General features: G+C 42.2%; 15 protein-coding genes. 2 read left to right on the top strand and 13 right to left on the bottom strand.

Annotated features, from left to right (window positions below):
• Nucleotides 1-96 precede the first annotated feature (96 nt).
• The 3 genes from G3341_RS07425 to G3341_RS07415 form a co-directional block, all read right to left on the bottom strand.
• Nucleotides 97-993 (bottom strand): Dyp-type peroxidase, encoded by an 897-nt coding sequence (locus tag G3341_RS07425; protein WP_163861030.1) that lies wholly within the window; start codon nt 991-993, stop codon nt 97-99.
• Between the two features lie 291 nt (nt 994-1,284).
• Nucleotides 1,285-1,881: an RpoE-regulated lipoprotein gene (locus tag G3341_RS07420; protein ID WP_154625140.1), complete on the bottom strand. Its 597-nt coding sequence runs from the start codon at nt 1,879-1,881 to the stop codon at nt 1,285-1,287.
• Nucleotides 1,882-1,976: 95 nt separating this feature from the next.
• Entirely contained in the window at nt 1,977-2,408 is a 432-nt protein-coding gene (locus tag G3341_RS07415) for a GNAT family acetyltransferase (protein ID WP_154625141.1), read from the bottom strand.
• A 137-nt stretch (nt 2,409-2,545) separates the two neighbouring features.
• On the opposite strand from G3341_RS07415, the gene hemF reads away from it, so the two are divergent.
• Together hemF and G3341_RS07405 are read left to right on the top strand one after the other, a co-directional pair.
• Nucleotides 2,546-3,463, top strand: a complete 918-nt coding sequence (gene hemF, locus G3341_RS07410; RefSeq protein ID WP_163861029.1) for an oxygen-dependent coproporphyrinogen oxidase — start codon at nt 2,546-2,548, stop codon at nt 3,461-3,463.
• Nucleotides 3,464-3,619: 156 nt separating this feature from the next.
• Complete coding sequence (locus G3341_RS07405; RefSeq protein WP_163861028.1) at nt 3,620-4,768, top strand: M4 family metallopeptidase; 1,149 nt, start codon at nt 3,620-3,622, stop codon at nt 4,766-4,768.
• A gap of 78 nt (nt 4,769-4,846) precedes the next feature.
• Here the strand turns inward: G3341_RS07405 and rluF are convergent, their stop codons facing one another.
• The 10 genes from rluF to pbpC form a co-directional block, all read right to left on the bottom strand.
• Nucleotides 4,847-5,719, bottom strand: a complete 873-nt coding sequence (gene rluF / locus G3341_RS07400) for a 23S rRNA pseudouridine(2604) synthase RluF (RefSeq protein ID WP_154625144.1) — start codon at nt 5,717-5,719, stop codon at nt 4,847-4,849.
• A 148-nt stretch (nt 5,720-5,867) separates the two neighbouring features.
• The gene (gene der / locus G3341_RS07395) at nt 5,868-7,340 is read right to left on the bottom strand and encodes a ribosome biogenesis GTPase Der (protein WP_154625145.1); all 1,473 of its coding nucleotides are present in this window, start codon (nt 7,338-7,340) and stop codon (nt 5,868-5,870) included.
• Between the two features lie 138 nt (nt 7,341-7,478).
• Nucleotides 7,479-8,651: an outer membrane protein assembly factor BamB gene (bamB, locus tag G3341_RS07390; RefSeq protein ID WP_154625146.1), complete on the bottom strand. Its 1,173-nt coding sequence runs from the start codon at nt 8,649-8,651 to the stop codon at nt 7,479-7,481.
• 132 nt (nt 8,652-8,783) lie between these two features.
• Complete coding sequence (locus tag G3341_RS07385) at nt 8,784-9,407, bottom strand: YfgM family protein (protein WP_154625147.1); 624 nt, start codon at nt 9,405-9,407, stop codon at nt 8,784-8,786.
• Nucleotides 9,408-9,417: 10 nt separating this feature from the next.
• Nucleotides 9,418-10,710 carry a histidine--tRNA ligase gene (gene hisS / locus G3341_RS07380; RefSeq protein ID WP_163861027.1) on the bottom strand — a complete coding sequence of 431 codons (1,293 nt, stop codon included), beginning with the start codon at nt 10,708-10,710 and terminating at the stop codon, nt 9,418-9,420.
• A 214-nt stretch (nt 10,711-10,924) separates the two neighbouring features.
• Nucleotides 10,925-12,046: a flavodoxin-dependent (E)-4-hydroxy-3-methylbut-2-enyl-diphosphate synthase gene (gene ispG, locus G3341_RS07375; RefSeq protein WP_154625148.1), complete on the bottom strand. Its 1,122-nt coding sequence runs from the start codon at nt 12,044-12,046 to the stop codon at nt 10,925-10,927.
• Between the two features lie 153 nt (nt 12,047-12,199).
• Nucleotides 12,200-13,141 (bottom strand): cytoskeleton protein RodZ, encoded by a 942-nt coding sequence (rodZ, locus tag G3341_RS07370; RefSeq protein WP_154625149.1) that lies wholly within the window; start codon nt 13,139-13,141, stop codon nt 12,200-12,202.
• Nucleotides 13,142-13,332: 191 nt separating this feature from the next.
• Entirely contained in the window at nt 13,333-14,514 is a 1,182-nt protein-coding gene (locus G3341_RS07365) for a bifunctional tRNA (adenosine(37)-C2)-methyltransferase TrmG/ribosomal RNA large subunit methyltransferase RlmN (RefSeq protein WP_154625150.1), read from the bottom strand.
• A gap of 149 nt (nt 14,515-14,663) precedes the next feature.
• Nucleotides 14,664-15,089 (bottom strand): nucleoside-diphosphate kinase, encoded by a 426-nt coding sequence (gene ndk / locus G3341_RS07360; protein WP_154625151.1) that lies wholly within the window; start codon nt 15,087-15,089, stop codon nt 14,664-14,666.
• A 244-nt stretch (nt 15,090-15,333) separates the two neighbouring features.
• Nucleotides 15,334-17,655 carry a peptidoglycan glycosyltransferase PbpC gene (gene pbpC / locus G3341_RS07355; protein WP_163861026.1) on the bottom strand — a complete coding sequence of 774 codons (2,322 nt, stop codon included), beginning with the start codon at nt 17,653-17,655 and terminating at the stop codon, nt 15,334-15,336.
• Nucleotides 17,656-17,670: the final 15 nt, after the last annotated feature.

Here is a 17,670-nt window from a genome sequence, read left to right as displayed (position 1 = left end):
ATGAGCGCCCTTCATGGATAGGCGATAAGATGGGAATAACAAATCAGGTGTTTATGAAAACATCAATTGCCGCCAACTGGCGGCAATACGGCGATGTTATAGCGATAATAACGTGTCGATTGAAGGAGCAAAATAGTAGCTTCCTGAAACGGCTTTCGTCATGCGCAATAAATCATCATACTTGCCATCTTTCTCACCAAACATGCTAAGAAGCTGTTGTTCAATATTATGGAGACGCGCACAGTAAGCAAGGAAGTATAATCCATGTTTTCCACTCGCTGTACCATACGGTAAACTATGACGCATGATAGACAGCTCTTCACCGTCCTCTTCAACCACTACACGAGAAACGTGTGAAGTAACGTTACGTTCACTTTCATCAAGCTCCACACTATCACTCTTAGTACGGCCAATCATCTTTTCTTGTTCTTGCTCTGAGAAGCGATCCCACTTATGTAAACTATGCTCATAACGTTGAACAAGAATATAGCTGCCTCCCTTATCAATGCCATCTGCAATCAGTGCAACTTCAGCGATTTCTTCTCCCTGAGGGTTTTCGGTACCATCAATAAATCCGCTCAAATCACGTTCTTCGACCCAACGAAAACCATGGATCTCTTCTTCAACTTTAATCGCAGGACCAAATGCCTTCAGTGCAGCCTGTGCCAATGAAAAGTTAATATCGTGACGCTGAGATTGAATATGAATAAAAAGGTCACGTTGTGTTGCGGGTGCAAGACCTTTCCCTAATTGACGAAAAGGCTTTAATTCAGGTGCGCTTTCAGGTGCTGATAATTGCTTCCAAATATCAGAACCAAATGCAATAACCGCGCCTAACCTATCAGATGGGTACTGTTCTTGTAATTGTGTTAATGCGTCGACAAAACGCTGACATCCCGTTTTTATGTCAGCAAGAGGCCCTTGCACCATTGCTTCAATAAAAATACCGAAACGGCTATGATCTTTCAGAATACCGCTCTGAGAATGAGACATGCTAATCAACCTCTTTGAAATAATTTATTATTTGTGCGTGAGATATAGTATCTCATCAATGATGATTTTCACCTTGTTTTAACGCAAATATTCAGGCGCACAGGAAAATAATACAAAAAAGAATTTAAGGGGCTGATTAAGGCTAGGCATTAATAGTGAGCTGAGGGCTTAATAACGAAAGTTAAACTCCGTAACAACGTCATTGAACGCACTCACACCCTCAAAATTCTCACTATATTTAGATTGAGCGACATAGCAAATAGGGAATGAATCGAACCAGCAGCTGAGCGATTATTTCTTCCAAATAATTCGCGACACTGTCCAATTTTTTAATTCATCATCAGGCGGCATTAAACCTTCTGGTCCTTGCCATTTACCTGTGAAGCTATACACAATATGTGCCGTCTGTGGTGCGACGCATTCAACAGTAGGTTGGTCATCAATAGGCTCAGCGATTTTACAGGCACCAAAGGCTTTTTCATAAATATCACTAAACGGTGAACCAATTTTAATTCCCCACTCGGTGACAATATCAGGATCACTGACGCTAATGCGTGAAACATAGCCTTTTTCAGGGCCAAATACTTCAATTTTCACCTTATCATCATCTAAGCCTTGAAATACAGTGACAATCTCACCTTGTTCAGTTTGCATTCCACTACGGATGACATAACGATCATCCAGACGCTCTTTGATGATGTCAGCTTGCATTGGGGTGAACCCCGTGATCCCTCCTACCCCAGCAGCTTTGGCCGTTATAGGGCTACTAAACCAGTTCATTGGCGAAAGTGAAGACCAAAACCCACCTGAGCCTGCGCACCCCGATAGAATAAATGTACCACTCAAAATAGCTATCTGAGAAAGCTTCACAATGACACTTTTGGGCATAACATCCTCAATTCATATTGGATTACTTGATGCATACTGTGACAACCTATTCCTAAAAACATTCCAACTCATCACCCAATAAATCATCAACAACATTAAAAATCGAGATCATTCGTCAGTGTTTTCGCATAAATGAGTCGGGCTGGCTGTTCTTCCTCGTATAGCATTTTTTCAAACATATAAATGGCGGCATCCGATTCTTCGCTAACCAGAAACTCAATCCTACCACATCCTCTCGCTCGTAATTTTTTTTCTAATCGGCTCACGAGCGCATTAGCAATACCGCGGCCACGATAATCTGGATGTACAGCAAGATAGCATGCTGTTCCTCTGATCCCGTCATAGCCCCCCATTACCGTGCCCACCACTTCGCCCGACACTTCAGCAACCAAAAAAAGGTCTGCGCCACATTGGAGTTTGCGTTCAATATCAAGTTCAGGGTCTCCCCCAAACTCATTTAAATCACATCGTTCCCACAATGTGATAACTTCTTCAAAATCGCTTTGCCGGAAGATACGTATTTCCATATTAGTGACCCGTTTTAACTGAGTTTTCTGTCATTATCACCGCTTTTCACACACAATCAATATTTCAATATGCCTTTTTTCATTCAAAAGGGTATACTTTAGTCACTTTTTTTTACCAACCGTTCTATTGGAAAACAATGAATTACCCTGATATTTTTCAAGTAAAAACATTTTTACTTGAACTACAAGAAACGATTTGTCAAAAAATCACTGAACTGGATGGTAAGGAAACCTTCCTTGAACAAACGTGGGAACGTGCTGAAGGTGGTGGTGGACGTAGCCGTGTATTGACTCAAGGAGCGCTATTTGAGCAGGCTGGCGTTAATTTCTCCCATATTCAAGGGAAACAACTCCCCGCTTCCGCTACGGCACATCGTCCTGAATTAGCAGGACGCAGCTACCAAGCCATGGGCGTCTCTTTAGTCATTCACCCTCAAAACCCTTATATTCCAACGACTCATGCTAATGTACGCTTCTTTATTGCCGAAAAAGAGGGTCACGAGCCAGTGTGGTGGTTTGGTGGCGGTTTCGATTTAACCCCTTATTATGGTTTTGAAGAGGATGTGGTTCACTGGCATACCATCGCTCATGACCTCTGTGCGCCTTTTGGTTCAGAGACGTATCTTAAGTATAAAAATTGGTGTGATGAGTACTTCTTTTTGAAGCATCGTAATGAGCCTAGAGGCGTAGGCGGACTATTTTATGATGACCTCAACCAACCTGATTTCACGACTTGCTTTAACTTCACACAAGCTGTTGGCCATGGTTTTCTCGACGCTTATGTACCTATCGTTGAGAAACGTCGCCATCACACGTGGGGGGAAAGAGAACGTCAATTCCAATTATATCGACGTGGTCGCTATGTTGAATTTAACCTTGTTTGGGATAGGGGCACATTATTTGGTTTACAAAGCGGTGGGCGCACTGAATCCATTTTAATGTCTATGCCTCCTTTGGTTCGCTGGGAATATGACTATCACCCTGAACCAAATACCCCCGAGGCAAAACTCTATAGTGATTTTTTAGTGACTAATAAAGACTGGTTGAACAAATAGTAACATTATTTACTCTTAATAAAAGTCGTCATAAGACTTGGCGGCTTTTGTGATAAAAAACAATAATAGTTAATAAATTTACTTATTAATCACATAGTTACATATACAGCTCATTATCTTATGATTCCATTTTCACACACAAAATGGAGTCTGTTTATGAGTCATATTCTTGGTCGTTCCTATCTTCCTCCGTACCTTATTGCACATCTCTATCAGGAGTCGAAATGTAAAAAATTAAAATCTACGTTATTTCATATCAATGAACTGATGAGCACCGCCTATTCAACAGAAGATAAAGAGCATCTAAAACAGTTATTTGCTTGTTCAGCACGCCCTGGCACCAATTATGAACGTATTATCAGAGATGCACAGGAAAGAGAGTTTTTACCCAATCATGTCCATTCAAATCTACCTATTTGTTCACGTTCCGACCTCTCATTAGATGAAAGTTATCCAAGTCCCTATGAACTTCATATGCCTCATGAAGATTATCAGATCGTTATGAAGGAAGGCGACCCTATAAAGCCATCAACAGCAGAACAAACTGTGTATGATTCCATTGGCCATGTGAGATCATTTTTTAAAGAAAAACTGAATATTAATAAAATTTTTGGCTGCGATTCACAAATTAATGCCGTCATTCATTTTGATAAAAATTACCCTAATGCATTCTGGAACTCACAGGCCATCTATTTCGGTGACGGCGATAATCTCTATTTTGGTCCGTTTTACAATGATATTGATATTATTGCTCATGAGTTAACCCATGGCTTTATTACCTTCACGACAGACTTTGACTATGTCTTCCAGTCAGGGGCATTAAATGAATCTGTCGCCGATGTGGTCGGGATCATGGTCAAGCAATATGCAGCCAATGAAACCGCGACTCAATCTAACTGGCTACTGGGTGAAAACTTGTTCATTGATAAACAAAAAGCACCTGCCTTACGCTCTATGTCAGCACCAGGCACTGCATATCGCCTATCCGAAAATAATCGAGATCCACAAGTTGGGCATATGCGAAACTATCGAAACTTATCGATTTTCCAAGATAATGGCGGCGTTCATATTAACTCAGGCATACCTAATAAAGCCTTTTACCTATTAGCGACCATGTTAGGGGGTTATTCATGGGAGCGAGCGGGACAAATTTGGATCCGTACGATGTTTGATAAAACACTCACGACCAGAACAACATTTAATGAGTTTGCCCAAGCGACGCTAAGAACAGCAACACAACTCTTTGATCATAAGGTGGTGGATATTACACGTAAAAGCTGGGAAGGCGTTGGGATCTACATTTAAGAATATCAATGCAACAACGGTCAAACACTGACAAAGTTTGTCAGCCATATAATACGGCTGACTTTATGAGATAAAAATTTAACGTTTTTTCTTCTTACGACCCGGTTGAGTAAAACGTTTACGAGATGCAGTATCTGTCGTTGCCTTTGGTTTGTTACCTGCACTCGGTTTACTTACCCGTTTTGTCGCCACTGATTTCGCTTTAGCCGGTTTCTTAGCCTGAGCCATTGAATCTGATTTTTCAATCATATCAAATAACTTAATCAACTCATCATCCGTTAAATCACGCCATTCACCTAATGGGATCCCTGAAAGATTCACATTCATAATCCGTACGCGTTCAAGCTTTGTGACCTCAAAACCGAAATATTCACACATACGACGGATTTGGCGGTTTAATCCTTGAATCAGCGTAATTCGAAAGACAAAAGGAGCTTCTTTCTTTACTTTACACTTTTTCGTCATAGTACCTAAAATCGGTACCCCCGCGCCCATACCACGAATAAAATCATCGGTAATGGGTTTATTAACGGTCACAATATATTCTTTCTCGTGCTCGTTGCCCGCGCGCAAAATTTTATTCACTAAGTCACCGTGGTTAGTGAGAAAAATCAGCCCTTGGGAATCTTTGTCGAGCCGACCTATCGGGAAAATACGTTTACTGTGATTCACATAATCAACAATATTGTCTCTTTCACCGCTTTCAGTAGTACTCACGATGCCTACTGGTTTATTCAGCGCAATTAACACTAAATCTTCTTCATTTCTAGGCTCAATCAGTTGTCCGTTCACTTTGACAACATCACCACTAAAAACTTGATCACCAATGGTCGCTCTCTTGCCATTGATAAACACATTTCCTTGTTCGATGTAACGATCCGCATCACGCCTTGAGCAAATACCACTCTCACTGATGTACTTATTTAGACGTGTAGAAGATTTAGTTTGCATGGTTACCCTCTGTAATCTGCATAATTGGGAGCTGGAATCGATACACGTTAGCTCACCACAACGAATAACAAATAGTTATTAAAAAGCCGTAACAGAGTAAATTGTCACGGCTTTCTCGAAGTATCACAAATATGTGCGACTTCTAGGATTAACGTTTTTTCAGATGTTGCATTAAACGTTTACGTTTACGCAATTGTGTTGCTGTTAACTGGTTCTTTTTATTCGCATAAGGGTTTTCCCCTTCTTTGAATTGAATACGAATCGGTGTCCCCATGACCTGTAATGAACGACGAAAATAATTCATTAGGTAACGTTTATAGCTATCAGGTAAATCAGAGACTTGGTTACCATGAATGACCACAATAGGAGGATTATGCCCCCCCGCATGCGCGTATTTCATTTTCACACGACGACCACGAATAAGAGGCGGTTGATGCTCATCTTCTGCCATTTTCATTATCCGCGTCAGCAGTGCAGTACCTACACGACGTGTTGCTGATTCATAAGCTTCTTGCACAGATTCAAATAAATTACCCACACCACTACCATGTAACGCGGAGATAAAGTGGATGCGCGCAAAATCGACAAAGCCGAGACGCAGCTCTAACATGTCTTTCACATGTTCGCGGTCTTCAGGCTTCATACCATCCCATTTATTGACCGCAATCACCAATGAACGGCCTGCATTAAGAATAAAGCCTAATAATGATAGATCTTGGTCAGAAATACCTTCACGAGCATCAATCACGAGTAAGACGACGTTAGCATCTTCAATGGCTTGTAATGTTTTGATAACTGAGAATTTTTCAACCGTTTCAGTGACTTTACCACGCTTACGTACGCCCGCCGTATCAATCAGGACATATTCGCGCCCATCACGTTCCATTGGGATATAGATACTATCACGCGTTGTGCCTGGCATATCGAATACGACAACCCGCTCTTCACCTAAAATACGATTAGTGAGTGTTGATTTGCCAACATTTGGTCGACCAACAATGGCTAATTTAATCGGTAATGTGGTTGGATCAAAATCATCTTCATCTTCGTCAAATTCAGCTTCCGCTTCTTGTGCAGCCCAGTAAGCGGCATTTTCTTCTTCCTCGGTTAGCTCAATTTCTTCTTCTATCTCAATAAAAGGCTTTAATGATTTTTCAATGAGTTGGGTTACACCACGGCCATGTGACGCCGCAATAGAATGTATTTCACCTAGGCCGAGTGAATAAAAATCACCAATGGCACTATCAGCATCGATACCATCGGTCTTATTCGCCACCAGATAGGTTTTTTTCTTTCGACTACGTAAGTGCTTAGCAATACCTTCATCTGCTGGCATAAGTCCTGCGCGTGCATCGACCATAAAGAGAACCACATCGGCTTCTTCAATCGCTTGCAGTGACTGTGCAGCCATGTGTGTTTCGACGCCTTCTTCAGTACCATCGATACCACCAGTGTCGATAATAATAAATTCATGCCCTTCAACTTCAGCACGACCATATTTGCGATCACGAGTCAGCCCAGGAAAATCCGCTACCAGTGCATCACGGGTACGGGTTAATCGATTAAATAACGTGGATTTTCCTACGTTTGGACGCCCAACCAGCGCTACGACGGGTATCATTATTTGATGCCTCACTACTTTAATTAACTAAAAGAATTCGGTGTTTTCAGTGAAACTGACCTAGAAAACAAAAAACGAAACAGCTCCCAATATTAGGAGCTGTTGATTTTATCGAGAAATTTGCTGCTTGTCAGAAAATTAACGCGTTAACAGATAAACTGTCCCGTTTCTTGCCTGAACCATGAGCTTATCACCAGCAACAACTGGGCGACTATGAATACCTGAGCTATTGATTTTATTTTGCGCCACAAAACCGCCAGTGCTCATATCTAACCAATGCAAGTAACCTTCTTTATCACCCACAACAATATACCCATTGTACATTTCTGGGGCACTTAAGCCACGATTAAGCAAACCCTCTTGGGTCCATAAGGTCACACCATCACTCTTACGTACTGATAATACACGGTCATTTTGATCGACAAGGTATAAATTCTCACCAGATAAGACCATGTTATTGACGGAGCCTAAATCGCGTTTCCATTTTATTTGCCCAGAACGCATATCAAGTGCTGCTAATGTACCGTTATACGCAATCGCATAAATAGTACCATCATCAATAATTGGCGTCATATCCACATCGTCTAAACGCCCAATCTCTGTTGAACTTGTCACCTGGGAAATACGTTGCTGCCAAATGAGTTGGCCTTGAGACAATAATACCGCACTAACACGGCCATTATCCCCACCCACAATGGCCGCACCGTAAGCGACACTCGGAGCTGATTCCCCTCTTAGTGACAAGGATGGTGTATCCATATTCACTGTCCACTTGATTTCACCATTATTTTCATCAAGTGCTTGGAGCATACCGTTACTAGTATGAACCATGACGAGGCCATTACTTGCGACTGGACGAGAAAGCGCTTCCCCCGCAACTTCCACATCCCAAACGACTGAACCATCTTCTTTATTTAATGCGATGACGGTTCCACGCTCGGTTCCAATATAAATATGGTCACCAGAAACCGTTAACCCACCCGATAACAGTGCGGATAAGTTAGCAGAAAGAAAACCTGTACGCTTAGAAAGGTCGACTGACCAGATTTCTTTACCGCTATCAAGCTCAAACGCCTTAACTAGCCCTTTGCGATCAGCGGCATAAATTGCACTGCCATCCCAAACAGGTGACAGATCAGAATAAAACTGTTCAACACCATTTCCGACTGATTTATCCCAAACTATCGAAGGTGTAAATTGGTTTTCAACCTGAGGAAGTGGCGCCATAACGATAGAATCAGTTTCGCTGGAACAACCTGCAAGTAAAGCTGAAGCGACTAGGCCAATCAAAAGTGTTTTCCGCAACTGCATAATAATCGTTTCCTTTCTTCTTATAAATTATACTCACCATATTCCAAGTCACATCATTATCGGCATTCAGTCATCCGAACAAATTTCTTGCTCGGATGCTTGCACTTGTTGCCTAGATGCGACGCAAATTACTTAGAGTACAGATACGTTGTTCAGTTTAAGGGTAAGAAGGCTTCTAATTGCTTGTGAGCCATCACTTTCCAGCCCTTGAGTATATGCAGCTTTTGCGCCTGCATTGTCGCCCTTATGGAGTAAAGCGTCTCCACGAATATCTTGTGCTGCTGCTTGCCATGATTTAGCTTTAATATTACCCACTGACGCTATCGCGGCATCAGCTTTACCTTGTGCTAGCTGTACTCGCGCTAAACGAAAGTTGATGAGATCCAGCATATCATCGGTTTTTGCTTTGGTTAAAGCATCTGATAATGATTTTTCTGCTAACGCTAAATCACCTTTATCAACAGCAACTTGAGCAAGTTCTAACCCAATCATCGCACTGTATACATCATTTGTTTCAGCAGCGAATTTTTGTGCAGCTTCAATACCTTGAGCTGAACCTGAATGCAGTTGTGTACTGACATTTTCAAATTTTTGAGCGCTTTCTTGTAACACATTGCTCTTGTGAGACTGCCAATAATTCCATCCTAGAACAGCCCCAATACCGACAACAAGTCCAATGATTAACGCCACGCCATTATTAGCAAAAAAGCGTTTGATAGCATCAACTTGTTCGTTTTCAGTTGTGTAAACTTCCATTAGTTTCTCCTTAACCTAACAGTTCAGCTAAACGCTGTGCTAATTGCTGCTGCGATACGGTTTCTTGCTCACCAGTCAGTAAGTGTTTCACACTAACTTGCTGATTAGCAATTTCATCTTCACCTAAAATCAGCGCAATTCTTGCACCTTGCTTATCTGCACGTGCTAATTGTTTCTTAAAGTTGCCGCCACCGTGATTGGTCATCACACGTATGTTTGGCAACGCATCACGTACTTGTTCAGCTAATAACAATGCTGCTTGTTGGCTATTATCGCCAAATGAAGCTAAATACACGTCAGTGACAGAATCATCAGCAGTGAAGTTAGGGTTCAAATCTTTAACCAAGAGCACCATACGCTCCATACCCATCGCAAAACCAACTGCTGGTGTTGGCTTACCACCGAGTTGACCAACTAGGCCATCATAGCGGCCACCTGCACACACCGTACCTTGTGAGCCAAGAGCGGTTGTCACCCATTCAAACACAGTACGGTTATAGTAATCCAGACCACGCACTAAACGTTGATTCACTCGGTATTGAATACCAGCCGCATCTAACAATTTGCACAGGCCATCAAAGTGCTCACGAGATTCATCATCTAAATAATCAAACAGCTCAGGTGCATCATTTAATAATGCCTGTACTTCTTGATTTTTTGAGTCAAGTACGCGCAATGGATTGGTGTACATACGGCGTTGACAATCTTCATCGAGCTTTTCTTTATGCTGCTCAAGGAAAGCCACTAATGCTTCACGATAATTTGCACGAGCTTCTAAAGAACCGATTGAGTTTAACTCTAACGTCACATATTCACTGATACCTAATGCACGCCACCAGCGTGCTGTCATCATGATCAGCTCAGCATCAATATCTGGCCCCGCAAGACCAAACACTTCGGCACCTAGTTGGTGAAATTGGCGATAACGACCTTTTTGCGGACGTTCATGACGAAACATTGGCCCTAGATACCATAAGCGCTGTTCCTGATTGTACAGCAAACCATGCTCAATACCTGCACGGACGCAGCCAGCAGTATTTTCAGGGCGTAAAGTGAGGCTAACCTCAGTTTTGTCTGTGTCATGACGGTCGATAAAGGTGTACATCTCTTTTTCAACCACATCCGTCACTTCACCAATCGCTCTACTAAATAGCGGGGTGTGCTCTACAATCGGGGTACGAATTTCACTAAAACTATAACCCTGTAAAATATTTTTGAGAACTGCTTCAATTTTCTGCCAGACTCGAGTGTCTGCCGGCAGGTAGTCATTCATGCCACGAACGGCCTGGATATTTTTTGCCACGTTATGTCTCTATTTTTCGGAATCGAATAGCCTCGATTATAAAAGCGAAATGTCATTAGGTTCAATCAACAAACCATAATATTCCTCTTCAATCGGGAATATTCTGCTCTTTTTAGGGTTGCCCCTGTCCTTTTCACTCAAAATAGTGCCGTTGAGTGCTCGCCAAAATACCATAAAAACAAAAACTGGCCCATTAGAGCCAGTTATTTGACAATCATTTTTCTATTTGGTTTATCTGTATGCGGTTATTTTCATCAAGCATGGCTGCTTTTGCTCGAATTTTCGCCTCTAGCTGATCAATAATATTGTCATTATCAAAACGCTCTTTTTGACGAACACCATCTTCATAGAAGCCACTTTTGGTTTTCGCACCAGCCACCCCTAAGGTGGAAACCTCAGCTTCACCGGGACCATTGACGACACAACCAATAATGGATACATCCATTGGGGTGATGATATCTTCAAGACGTTGCTCTAGGGCATTGACTGTGCCAATCACATCAAATTCTTGACGAGAACACGTTGGACAAGCAATAAAGTTGATGCCACGAGAACGAATCCGTAATGATTTTAGAATATCGAAACCGACTTTAACTTCTTCAATTGGATCCGCCGCTAACGAAATACGCAATGTATCGCCAATACCTTCAGCCAACAACATGCCAAGGCCAATTGCTGATTTAACAGAACCAGAGCGTGCCCCACCAGCTTCGGTAATACCTAAGTGCAGTGGTTGGTCAATTTTTTGTGCTAATAAACGGTAAGAGCCGACGGCAAGAAAAACATCCGATGCTTTAACACTGACCTTGAACTGATCGAAATTCAATCTATCCAAGATATCGACATGTCGCATCGCTGATTCAACTAGCGCTTCAGGTGTTGGCTCACCGTATTTTTCTTGAATATCTTTTTCCAGTGACCCGCCATTGACCCCAATACGGATAGGAATGTTGTGATAGCGAGCGCTATCCACAACTTGGCGAATACGCTCTTCACTACCGATATTACCTGGGTTAATTCGTAGGCAGTCAACACCATATTCCGCGACTTTCATCGCGATACGATAGTCAAAGTGAATATCAGCAACCAATGGCACATTCACACGCTGCTTAATGAGTTTAAAGGCTTCTGCTGCATCCATCGTAGGTACAGATACCCGTACGATATCCACGCCTACACGCTCTAATGATTGGATTTGCCGCACTGTTGCTTCAACATCCGTCGTGCGCGTATTGGTCATAGATTGGACAGCGATAGGTGCCCCATCGCCAATAGGCACATTACCTACATAAATTCGGGTGGATTTACGTCTTTTTATCGGTGATTCATTATGCATTTTAATTTTACTCTCTGGACATCCATGTGCTCTTAAACACTGTTGTGTAGTGGATAATCATTGCTGCGATGACCACTATACACAAAAACGCAAACTGCAAACTATCACAATTCTAGTTTTAGGATACAGTTTGCGTCTTCTTAATTTGTGACTTTATGCTTCTGGTATTTTTAACTTAGCAGAACGATTCGCTTTAATAAAACGGCTTAAGTCAACCGCATTGCCATTGAATTTGATATCAACGTTTGCGGGAGCTCCAATATTTAAGCGGTAAGGCAATTTGCCTTGTAAATCCAAGGTATCACCATTGTTCTTGATACCACTATACAAGACTTTATTATTCGCATCGCGAACCTCCAACCAACATGAGCCTTTAAAACTCATCGCGAGTGCATCTTGAACGACAGGTGCCGTTGCAGGTTCTTCAATTGATTGGGTACGATCAATGTTCACTGTTGCGCTTGGTGAATTTGGCAGTGGCACAGTTTTAACCGGTTGTGATTCGGTTGTTTGATTATCGTTTGGCTGAATTGAGGTGAGATCGACCGCAGAATTCGTTGGCGTCTCTGTTGCAGGAGGCGTTTCCGTGGCGTTACTCGTCACTTCCACTTGATTTTCACTGCTATTTTGTTGGGATAATAGCAAATCATTTTGATTAGCCATTGTGACAAATTCACTTTGTTGTTTTTGGTGATCTTGCCACCACCAAACGCCGACCATTGCAATTAATACAATGACAATTAACCAAGTTAGCTTCATCAACCAACCTTCACGCTTCTTACGTTTTTTACCTAATGAGTAACTTTGCATAGATGAAACCGTTGATGTTGCAATCGGCTCATCATTTCTAAGTAGCGCATTTAATTCACTTTCTGGCACATTCACCATACGTGCGTATAAACGCATATAACCACGTAAAAAGGTGGGTTCGACACCAGCAGGTTTTACATCTTCATCGATTTCTCTTACCGTACTAACTTTAAGACACAGACGCTCCGCGACCGATTCTTGCGTTAATCCCATTCGCTCACGCGCTTGAGAGAGTAGTTTTCCTACTGTAATTGGAGTTTGTTCGGTATTGTTATCGATAGTCATTTGCTAGCAACACTGTGTTCGAGTGAATGAAATATAAAGCTATTTTCCTTAGCTTTACTCGTAATAATCCTAACGTGACAATTTTATTAATATCATCACCTACAAATCATTGTAGGTGATGAGGGTCATTTTGCCTATCCATAAATGACCTAAATGATAATTAGACCAAATATTTAGATATTATCTATAACTCAGACTGCTTTCACCTTGATAGGTTCCCCAGCCATGCGCTTTTTCAATGTCCGTTTAGTACGGTCAATGACCTCTCCCGCCAGCTGACCACAAGCGGCATCAATATCGTCACCACGAGTTTTACGCACTATCGTCGTAAAGCCATATTCCATCAACACTTTTGAAAAACGATCGATACGGCTGTTCGAACTACGACCATAAGGTGCGCCTGGGAACGGATTCCAAGGGATCAAGTTAATTTTACTTGGCGTATCTTTTAAACATTCCGCTAATTGATGCGCTTGTTCAATACTGTCATTGACATGATCCAGCATCACATATTCCACCGTGACACGACCACCATTCGCATTTGATTTAGACAAATAACGTCTTACGCTGCTAAGGAAGGTTTCAATATTGTACTTTTTATTAATCGGTACAATGTCATCACGGATATCATCCGTCGGAGCATGTAATGAAATCGCTAACGCCACATCAATCATATCACCTAACTTATCGAGTGCTGGTACAACCCCAGAAGTCGATAAGGTGACACGCCGCTTCGATAAACCAAAGCCGAAATCATCCATCATGATTTCCATCGCTGGGACGACGTTATTCAGATTTAATAACGGTTCCCCCATTCCCATCATGACGACGTTAGTAATAGGACGGCGTCCGCTGGATTTTAATGAACCGATTATTTTTGCCGCACGCCAAACTTGCCCGATAATTTCAGAAACACGTAAGTTACGGTTAAATCCTTGCTGCGCTGTAGAACAGAATTTACATTCTAACGCACAACCCACTTGTGAAGAGACACATAATGTTGCGCGGTCATCTTCTGGAATATAAACCGTTTCAACTTGCTGGTCACCTACTGTTATCGCCCATTTTATCGTACCATCAGCTGAACGCTGTTCTTCAGCGACTTCAGGAGCACGAATTTCAGCGACTTCCTTGAGTTTCGCTCTCAATGCTTTGTTTATATCTGTCATTTGATCGAAATCGTCATAACAGTAGTGATATATCCATTTCATGACTTGATCGGCACGGAATGGTTTTTCACCCATTTGCGCAAAAAAATCACGCATTTGTTTACGATTCAAATCGAGGAGATTAATTTTTTGTGTGTTTTTTTCTGGTGTGACAGAAATAGCGGAGGAAGTTGCACATTGTGCACTTGTTGTCATATCGGACATGTTTAAGTTGCCTCGTTGTTACACTTTCGGCGAGTGCTATGTGAATAGCACAACGTTCATAATAAAATAAGCCCTGTTAACAATTATATTAACAGGGCGTCGCATTGTACAAACTTTATTAGAATAATGCTAATGCATTAGTTTGTTAATTAGCGAGGGCAGATTTCATCTTCAGTAAAGAAATACGCGATTTCACGATTTGCCGACTCAACAGAGTCAGAACCATGAACTGCGTTTTCAGTGAAACTATCCGCATAGTCAGCACGTAACGTTCCTGCTAATGCGTTATCTGGGTTAGTTGCACCCATCAGGTCACGGTGACGCTGAACCGCATTTTCACCTTCCAGAACTTGCAGCATAATTGGACCTGAAGTCATGAATTCAACCAGACCTTCAAAGAAAGGACGACCTTTGTGCTCTGCGTAGAAACCTTCAGCTTGCTCACGAGTCAAATGCAGCATTTTGGCGGCAACGATTGAAAAACCAGCGCTTTCAAAACGATGATAGATTGCACCAATAGCATTTTTCTTTACTGCGTTTGGTTTAATAATAGAAAATGTACGTTGAACCGTCATAAATAACCTCTTAGCGATATCGTGACTTTTACCCAGCGTTCTTAACTTTTTCAAGTAATTCAAAAACGAAAAGTATGTGTCAGTTGTTGTTTTTTATAGTGTTAATCTTCTGCTACCCAGTAACAGAAACAAGGCGTTGATTATAGGGGCTACGATTACAATTTCCTACAGTTACATCAACATTTTGTTAAACTTTTTATAGCAAAAAAGACTATTTTTTTGACTAAGTAACACTTTTTATTCGTTACTTCACTTTAAAACTGACTGAGGTCACTTGTCCCCCCATGTCTAAAACAGAAATTTGGTAGTTTCCTGATTTATCAAAAGTCAGTAAAACGCTGCCATTGTGTCCTGTTTCTTTTATTTGCTCGCCATTTAAAAACCACCATTGTTGTCCTTGCCCACCTTGCGTCACTAAGCGTACATCTAAACTACTTTTACCTGGTAACCGCTGTAGAATTTCACCTTCACGCACGCCCGAAATCAACAGTGGCGGCATTTCACTCCTCATTGGTGGACATTGGGGATCAATACGAGGTAACCGGTTAGCACGTTTCTCACCCGACGGTAGCCATGACTCTAATGTAATCGGCCACAAATAGATCTCTTTTTCTATTGCGTTAGGGCAATCTGGCGCAACCTGTAAACCTTGAGTATTGACCCATATTTTCTGGCGTAGCCCTAATAATGACTCCTGTCCTTTCGCAATGAGTGTTGGTGGGATCGTCTTGTCCAAAATCCAACTTAAGCGACGTTGCCGGCAATTGCTATCCTCTTTTGGCAACGCGGTGCCACTCGGCCAACAAATCACCGCTTGGCTAACGCTTGCGGGCTTAGTATCTTTCGGTATCAATTGGGTTGATTGATATAAACGAGCTAACAATAAATTATTCACCTGATTCATTATCGGAATAGCCGTTGCGTAGCCAAATTGCCCTGCAACAGGTGTACCATCTGGCCGCCCAACCCATACACCAATGGTATAACGCGGATTGACCCCTATCGCCCATGCATCACGATAGCCATAACTGGTGCCGGTTTTCCATGCTAAATTCACTTGTGCGCTTAAACTACTGTCTGGCACAGGGCGCGCCTCTCCCCCCATAATACGTCGCACAATCCACGCAGCTCCCGGTGAGATAAGCTGGCGATCGCGTATCACTTCACTGGGTCGATAGCGCAGTGGTGAAACTTTTCCTTGGCGAGCAAAAGCGCTGTAAGCTGCTACTAGCTCATCCATACGTGCAGCCGTTCCACCTAAAATGAGTGATAAATTGGGTTCACTTGCTAAAGGAAAACGTAATTCTGTCCCAACATTACGTAACTTGGCCGTAAAACGTTTACTCCCATAAGCATCAAGTACTTGCACTACCGGCAAATTCAGTGAACGCACTAATGCATCACTGACGCTCACAGGACCATTAAAACCACTATCAAAATTACCTGGTCGATAATCATCAAAACGACGTGGTACATCTTGTAACAGTGATTCGGCATGGATCAATCCATCATCCATTGCGAGTGCATATAAAAAGGGTTTAAGTGTCGACCCCGGCGAACGCCAAGCCGTGATCATATCAACATGACCAAAACGGCTATTATCTGTAAAATCAATTGACCCAAGATAAGCTTTCACACTCATATCAGTATGATCAACAACCAATAATCCTAATGAAGTTTGCTTAGGCAGCTGGTTTTTCCAATTAATCGCCATATCCTCTAACTGACGCTGTAACCCTGCATCAATTGTGGTTTCAATAATTGAATCTTGAACATCTTTGACGACGCGACGCGCTAATAAAGGCGCTAAATGAGGATTTTTACGCGGAGCTAACCAGATTTGTTCCTGTTTAATATCAGCAACTTTATCTGCCGACCAAACCTGATATTCAGCGAGCCTATCAAGGACTTTATCGCGTGCAGCTTGCGCTCTTTGGGGATAACGGTCAGGTCTCAGTCTGCTTGGCGCTTGTGGCAATACCGCAAAGAGCGCCGCCTCACCTGACGTCAGTTTATCTGGCGATTTATTTAAATACACCCAACTTGCAGCACCAATTCCTTCAATAGTTCCCCCGTAAGGGGCTCGATTCAGGTACATTTCCAAGATTTCATCTTTTGAATAATGGTATTCAAGCTGTGCGGTACGCCAGAGTTGTTTGAGTTTACCTGTTATTGTTCGGTCATGAGGGTCAATTAACCGAGCAACCTGCATAGAAATCGTACTTCCCCCTGATACGATACGCCCTGAACTCACATCCTGCCATAATGCCCTCAGCAACGAAAAAGGGTTAACGCCCGGATGTTGATAAAAATGGCGATCTTCATAGGTGAGGAGTGCTTCAATAAATTCAGGTGATACTTCATCTAATTTTACGGGATAGCGCCAAATGCCTTCTCTGTCAGCAAAACGCCAAAGTGGTGTGCCATCTTCGGCCACTACGGTACGTGCCATTTCAATTTGCTTGATGGGTAATGGCCATAACCTATCAAGCAATAAAAATAGCAGAGGCAAAAAAATCACCAAGACGATCAATGTCATCCCAGTGCGTCGTAACCCTTTTTTCATAAATGGATCTACCGC

This window comes from Providencia vermicola (genome assembly GCF_010748935.1).
GTDB classification, from domain to species: Bacteria; Pseudomonadota; Gammaproteobacteria; order Enterobacterales; family Enterobacteriaceae; genus Providencia; species Providencia zhejiangensis.
This window is presented reverse-complemented; position numbering and strand designations above follow the sequence as displayed.